Source organism: Nocardiopsis sp. NPDC055824 (genome assembly GCF_053616335.1).
Window position 1 is genome coordinate 1 of the sequence record NZ_JBSHDN010000271.1, and the last position, 7,191, is coordinate 7,191.

3 protein-coding genes are annotated in these 7,191 nt (G+C 72.1%); all 3 read right to left on the reverse strand.

Annotation, left to right across the window (positions count from 1 at the left end; all coding sequences use genetic code 11):
• Positions 1-69 precede the first annotated feature (69 nt).
• The 3 genes from ACWGL3_RS29800 to ACWGL3_RS29810 are packed head-to-tail and all read right to left on the reverse strand — an operon-like array spanning position 70 to position 6,375.
• Entirely contained in the window at positions 70-2,802 is a 2,733-nt protein-coding gene (locus tag ACWGL3_RS29800) for a CDP-glycerol glycerophosphotransferase family protein (protein WP_452462062.1), read from the reverse strand.
• 40 nt (positions 2,803-2,842) lie between these two features.
• Complete coding sequence (locus ACWGL3_RS29805; protein WP_267946657.1) at positions 2,843-4,912, reverse strand: glycerophosphotransferase; 2,070 nt, start codon at positions 4,910-4,912, stop codon at positions 2,843-2,845.
• The gene (locus ACWGL3_RS29810) at positions 4,909-6,375 is read right to left on the reverse strand and encodes a bifunctional cytidylyltransferase/SDR family oxidoreductase (protein ID WP_267946656.1); all 1,467 of its coding nucleotides are present in this window, start codon (positions 6,373-6,375) and stop codon (positions 4,909-4,911) included. The genes ACWGL3_RS29805 and ACWGL3_RS29810 overlap by 4 nt, the downstream gene beginning before the upstream one ends.
• Positions 6,376-7,191 lie beyond the last annotated feature (816 nt).

The window sequence follows — 7,191 nt, forward strand, 5'->3', positions numbered from 1 at the left end:
GCTTCCGTCTCATATGGTCCTCTGTTCGGTTGGAACGAGGGAGCGGGGAGGTGATGCAACGAACACGTCCTAGCCCTCGCCGCCGCCCAGCATGCGGTCGACCACCCGCTGTGTGGCACGGCCGTCGGAGGGGTGGCAGAAGTCGCGGACGAACGCCTCGTACTGCTGCGCGTACTCCTCGGTGACGGACCCGATGTCCCGGATGGAGCCGATGAGCTCGTCCGAGGTCTTGATCAGCGGCCCCGGGGCCCGCGCGGTCAGGTCGAAGTAGAACCCGCGCAGGGTGTCCCGGTAGTGCTCCAGGTCGTAGGTGAAGAACAGCATCGGTTTGCCCGAGTGGGCGAAGTCGAAGAACACCGACGAGTAGTCGGTGATCAGCACGTCCGTGATCAGGTACAGGTCGGCGATGTCCGGGTACTTGGACACGTCCCACACGAACCCCTGCCCCGCGCCCGGGATGCTGTCCAGCACCTTCGGGTGCTTGCGGAACAGCAGCACGTGGTCCTCGGCGAGATCGCGCTGCGCCGCCTCCAGGTCGATCCGGAGGTCGAGCTTGAAGCGGGTCCCGCCGTAGCGCTGGTCGTCGCGCCAGGTCGGGGCGTAGAGGACCACCTTCTTGCCCTCGGGGATGCCGAGGAGTTTGCGGGTCCGCTCGGCGCGTTCCTCGCGGTCGGGGGCGTGGAAGACGTCGTTGCGCGGGTAGCCCGCCTCCAGGATCTCCGTCTCGCAGCGGAACGCGCCGCGCATGATGGGCGTGGTGAACGAGTTCGGCGAGACCAGGAAGTCCCACTGGCGGGACCGGTGCGGCAGGCTCGCGATGTAGGCCCGGTTGGCCTTCGGCGTGCCGAGCAGGTCGGCGCCGATCTTCTTGAGCGGGGTGCCGTGCCAGGTCTGCACCACGGTCTGCCCCTCGCGCCGGACGAACCAGTCGCCGATGCCGACGTTCGTGACGACGTACCGGCTCCGGGCCAGCGCCTCGTACCACTCGCGGCTGTGCCACTCCACGGGCACGACGCCCGGCGGCAGGGACACCTGCTGGTCGTCGACCGACCACAGGTGGTCGACCTCCACGCCGCGGCGCACCAGCTCCTCGTACACGGCCCGCGGCGAGTCCGAGAACTGCTTGCCGCCGAAGCTGTTGTAGAACACCGCCTCGCGCAGGGGCAGCGCCTTCTGCTCCGCGGTGAACGCCTCGCGCAGGACCCTCTGCCGGTAGGCGCCCTTCTCGGAGTCGTCGAGCGGACTGGCGGGGGACAGGAACAGGCGGTCGTGGAACCGGTGGTCCACGGAGTAGGAGCGCTTGGCCCCCTGGTGGACCAGGGGCAGTCGCGGCACCAGGTCGTGCCGGATCTTCACCGGTACGTCGTTGGAGTCGTCCCAGTCCCGGACGGAGCGGAACGACATGTACCACCGGCCCTTGCGCAGCGGCAGGGTGTCGCCGTGGGAGTCGTGGTGCTCGGGGTCGATCACCGCCCGGAAGCGCCCGTCGGCGACCTCCACCGGGACGGGGACCTCCTCGAACCGCTCCCCGTGGCGCAGCACCATCACGCGGTCCCGGTCCGGGCCCGTGTAGGAGCCGGACAGCACCAGGTCGCCCTCCACCCACTCCATCGCGTCCACGACGGGCTGGCGGAGGCGGTCGTGCAGGACGAGGGTGTCCACGGCGGTGACGCCCACCGAGATCTCGCGGCCGCCGTCGGTCGGGTGCGCCTGTGAGAGCACGCCCTCGGCGACGACGACCGGCACCCGGCGCCCGCCGACGACCGCGTGGGCGCGCAGCTCACGGGTCTCCTCCGTGTCCGCCACGGAGAGGTCGGCGAGGGGCACGGTGACGCGGCGGCGCCCGTCGGGGCCGTCCGCCTCGGCCCTGTACTCGCGTTCGACCGGCTCCTTGGCCGGGCCGTGGGAGAGCACGAGGCCCTCCACGGGACGCTCGGCCGGGCCGCGCAGCCCGAGGCTGAGCAGGTCGGCGTCGAGGGAGTGGCCGACGAGTTCGGCCTCGACGGACTGGATCTCGAACTCCAGCCGCTTCTTGCGGAACGCGCTCACCCAGCGGGTGGACGCGTCCAGGCGGTGGGCGTGCTGGTGTCCGGCGGGGCCGATGTCGCCGGGGACCAGCCCCGCCCTGTGCGGCCTGCCGGAGGCCCACACGCCGAGGGTCAGCGACCACGTCGAGGGCTTCCAGCCCTGGCTCCCGCGCAGCTTGGCGGGGTCGACGAACAGCTCGAACCCGGCCCAGTCGTAGCAGTGCAGCGCCTGCTTGGAGTCGGCCGTGGCGCGCGGCTCGTGCCGCGGGGCCATGCGGACCACGACGCGCCGGCGCGAGGCGGTGTCGGTCAGCCACGCCATCGCGGGGACGCGCGGCGCCGACTCCACGGGCACGTTGCGCACGTACGCGTACCCGCGCAGGCGCAGGCGTCCCTCCACCCAGGCCATGTCGGTCAGCTTGGTGACCAGCGGCATCTCGGAGTTCTTGAGCCGGGTGACCTCCCTGGGCAGGGACGACGGCGCGATGCCGGGCACCTCGACCGAGGGCGACAGGCGTCCCCGCACCAGGTGGGCCTGCGGGTTGTCCCGCTCGTACCGGATGACCGTCTCCAGGTCGTCCAGGCGGTGCTCCTTGGCCAGCCACAGCTTGACCCTGGTCAGCGGGGAGAAGGCCCTCAGGTCACCGGGGGCCGAGCCGCCGACGAACTCGTCGGCGGCGGCGAGGAAGCGCGCCCGCTCGTCCTGCTCGGACTCGGGCAGGTAGCGCATGAGGCGCTGGAGTTCCTCGGGGACCGTGCGCTTTGCTCCGGCCATGGGTTGTCAGGTTCCTTTCAGGAGCGCGGTGGACGGGGCGTCACACACGCGCGGGAGCGGGGTCCGCCCCGGAGGGCGGGGAGTCGGCGGAGGATCCGGGTGCGTCGTCCGGGTCGGGCGCGTCCGCGGACGCCGCCCCGGAGCCGACCGGGTGCTGGTCGCTCCTGCGCCGGTAGAGGTCGTCGACGGCGGCCTCGAAGCGCGACTGGGAGCTGGAGTCGCCGGAGCCGAGCAGGTAGGCCTTGAGCCTGGTGCGGTCCTCCGCCAGGGGGTCGGTCGCGGCCGACCGGACCGCCGCGAGCGCGGCCTCCAGGCCGCCCCCGTCCGGCGCGAGCATGTACGCGGCGCCGGAGGTGGGGTGCTTGTCCTGGAACTCCTCGTCCGTGATGCCCTCGCAGTTGGTGATGGCGTAGGGCTTCTCGGTGGCGATGAAGTCGGCGACGACGCTGGAGATGTCGCTGATGAGCAGGTCGGCCTGGTTGAAGCACGAGTAGAGGGTCGGGCGGGGCCCCTGGATGACCAGGTGCTCGGTGTCGGCGCGGCCCTCCCAGTACACCCGGTGCCACTCCTCGGACAGCTGCTGGAGCTCGGCGGCGGCGCCGGGGTCGGCGGTGCCCTCCTCACGGGAGTTGTGGGCCTCGTCGGTGGCGCCGTTGTCGGTGTCGAAGGCGGCCAGGCGCCGTTCGAGGGAGGCGAGGTCCGGGCGCTCGCGTCCCGCCGGGGCGCGGTCGCCGTTCGCGGACGCGGCCCGGTTGGCCTCCTCCAGCATCGCGACGATGCGGCGGTGCGCGCCGCGGGCGGCCGCGGACCGGACCCCGGTGAAGGGGTGCGGCTTGTACAGGACGCGCACCCGCGGCTCGGCGGCCAGCAGTGTCCGGATCAGCGCCGGGCCGGCGTCGGTCAGCGACGTGTTGCCGGGCTCGTCCGTCCACCCCTCCCAGGTCGGGGCGTACAGCACGCTGTGCACGGCGTTGGGGGCGGTGTCGGTGCGGATCGCGTCGAGCTGGGGGCGGCCGACCTCCACGATCTCGTCGTCGCGCACGCCCACCCGGGCGCGGTCGTAGCGGTCGCGCCCGGCCCGTCCGGCGGTCCACACCTCGTCGTAGACCTTGCTGAACGGGTTGATGCTGGCGACCTTGTCGCTGTCCCCGTGGCCGATGAACACGTGGCCCAGCAGCGGGTTGCGCAGCATGTGGATGTTCTTGCCGGTGTTGGCCGGGTAGAGGGCCACGCGCGCCGGGCCGAAGTCCAGCGCCATCAGGTCGGTCGAGGTGGGAACGCACAGGACCGGCACCGGCGTCGGGGCGAGCTGCGCGGCGATGACCCGCTCGCGCAGGACGACCACCGACCGGCGCGGCAGCGCGGCCACGGCCTCCAGCCACATGTTGACCTGGTAGGCGGAGTCGGCCGAACCCGAGAAGTACAGGACGACCTCGGGCCGGTAGGAGTCCAGCCAGTTCTGGGCGAACTCCATGACCCGCTCGGACTCGGGGATGGTCCGGGCCCGGGCCAGGTGCCACCCGAACAGCGCCAGGGCCAGCACGGTCAGGGACACGGAGGCGATCGCCCCGACCACGACGGCCCAGACCGCGCCCTCGGCGACGTAGGCGACCGCTCCGGCGACCAGGAACGCGTCCAGGGGCAGCAGGCGGCTCATGGGCTCGCGGACGAGCACCATGGGCGGGCTGTCGGGGATGCGCAGGGGGCCCAGGTCGATGTTGCGGGTGACGATCGGCAGGCGGCGGCGCATCCGCAGCAGCCGGGCGGCCACACCGCACACCAGCTGGAGCCCGAACAGCACCAGGCAGGTCAGCAGGACCATGCCGATGCCCGTGGAGGTGGCCGTGGGCGTGGTGATGAGCAGGCCCAGGGCGAGGAGCTGGCGCAGCAGGGCCCGCGGCGTGATGCCCAGGCGGATCTGCTGGACGAGCTTGGCGAGCGCGGGCAGGCGGTGCAGCAGGAGGGCGTCCATGGCGTAGCTGCCGACGGCCCCCACCAGGAAGACCCACCACAGGCCGGTGATCACGCCGGCGAGCATGACCAGGTAGGACAGCCCGAGCAGGGCGGACCAGCCGATGGTCTCCCTGCCCAGTTCTCTGAACTTGTTCACTTGGCTCCCTCCGTCTCCCCGCGGGGGGCGCCGGTCACGGCGCCGGGAGGGTCCTCGCGGCGCACGTCGACGACGTGGCCGGTCAGGTCGGACAACAGGACGTCCACGGACGTGCGGGCGACCTTCTCCGCGCTGAGGAGGCTCCCGGCCGGCTCGTCGCCGAAGGCGTTGGTGCGCATCGGGGTCTGCGTGCGCTCGGGGTTGATGCAGTTGATCCGGACCCCGTCCTGCGACCACTCGTCGGCCAGCGCCTGCGTGAGGTTGACGGTGGCCGCCTTGGTGGAGGAGTACAGGCTGTACTCGCCCCTCCCGCGCGTGTAGGAGCTGGAGGTGTACAGCAGCAGCTGCCCGCCGGTCTGGGCCAGGTACGGGAAGGCGGCGCGGGCGATGTGGACCGGGGCGAGGTAGTTGACCCGCAGGGCCTCCTCGATGGTCTCCGGATCGGTCTTGTCCAGGCGCCCGATCCGGAGCACGCCGGCGGTGTTGACGACGAAGTCGACCCGGCCGGTGGCGGAGTGGGCCTGCTCCAGGGCCGCGGCGACGTCGTCGGGGTTGGCGACGTTGGTGCGGGTGGCGCCGCGCGAGTAGCGGAACACGCGCGCGCCGTGCCTCTCCGCCAGGTCGGCCACGCCCGCGCCGATGCCGTAGCTGCCGCCGAACACGACGACGGTGGCCCCGGCGAGCCGCTTCGCGTAGTCCTCGTCGGAGAACTCGGGGGTGGCGGAGGAGGCCAGCTGGAACAGCTTGTCGGCGATGAAGATGTCCACCGGCTGGGTGACCTTCATGTTCTGCTCCTCGCCGGCCACCACGTGGATGGGGACGCCGGGCGAGTAGCGCAGCACCACCGAGCAGTCGTCGGTCGCCTCGAAGCCCGGGTCGTCCCACGCCTTGACGTAGGCGTCGCGGATGGTGGCCAGGCGGAACCCCTGCGGGGTCTGGCCGCGGCGCAGCCGCGAGCGGACGGGGACGTCGGTGATGACGTCGTCGTCCACCTCGATGATCGTGTCCGAGGAGGGGATCGCCACGTCCACGGCCTCGAAGGACCCGAGCGCGGTGACGCAGTCGTCGATGACGCGCTGGGACAGCATCGGGCGCACGGCGTCGTGGAAGAGCACGTTCGTGGTCTCCGCCGGAAGGTGCGCCAGGGCGTCGAGGGCGAGCTGGGTGGTGGCGTTGCGCGATGTGCCGCCGGGCAGGACGCGCGTGACCTTGGACAGGCCGGCGCCGCGGACGATCGCCTCCGCGTCGGAGACGAACCCGGGGTTCATCATCACGATGACCTCGTCGACCCTCGGAGCCTGCTCGAAGATCGTGAGCGTGTGCTCGAGGATCGACTTCCCGGCGATCTTGAGCAGCTGCTTCGGGGTGGCCAGTCCGATGCGCTGGCCGCTGCCGCCCGCCAGGACGACGGCCACGGTGCGGTGCGCCGACGCAGGCGTCGGGCGCGCGGAGGTGTGAGGCAAGGTGATGTCTCCCGTCGAAACGCGAGATGTCGAACGACGCCCCCGGCTACGCGGACCCCGTCGGGGTGGACGTGTGGGGGAGAGGGAACGCGGGAGGGATCAGGACCCGCGCGGGGGATGCGCGTCACTTCATGACATGTGTGCGTTGTCTGGATGAAAGTGGATGCTTCGGCGTCACGTTGACGGCCGTGGCCGCCCCGGGGTTTACCCGGGGCCCGGTGCGAGTTGTAGTTCGTTCTGGTCGTCTTGGTCTGGGATGCGTGTCCTGTGACCCCTGTTCGGGTGACATCGCCCGCCCACCCGCCACGGTGCGGTAGGACGGCCGGTGGCCCCTGTGTGAACGGAGTGCGGGACGCGTGTCGGGCACCCGGAGCGGGACTCGTGGGCCGACTCCTGGGCTAACGCCCCTCCCCAGGGGAACGGTTCGCCCGGACAGCCGGATATATCCACGTAGTGGGAACACACAGGTGAACACTACCTAACCCGCCGAAGCACCTTCTTCTCGTGTGATAGCAGTCATTCGCCCCGCGCCCGCGGCGAAGGGGTACGCCGGCGCCGGTGGGACCACCGTGGCCAGGGGAGAGTCCCTGACGGCCCGTGCGCGCAGGTCGTCCGCGGACGCGCCGAACCCGGTCCGCGCGTCCGGCCCCGGCGGGTGCCCGACCTGGACCGCCCGCCGTCCGGCCGGGGCGCCGGACCCCGGGGTGCGCCCCGCGGCCGGGAGGGTGTCCAATCCCACCGGAACGGGAGTGCGCCCGGGCCGGCGGACGCCTCCGGGCCGGCGGCCCGGCACGCGGCGGGGCCGCGCCGGACACC

Coding starts and splice junctions, on each gene's coding strand:
- ACWGL3_RS29800 (WP_452462062.1), bottom strand. CDS start 2,802: ATGGCCGGAGCAAAGCGCACGGTCCCCGAGGAACTCCAGCGCCTCATG.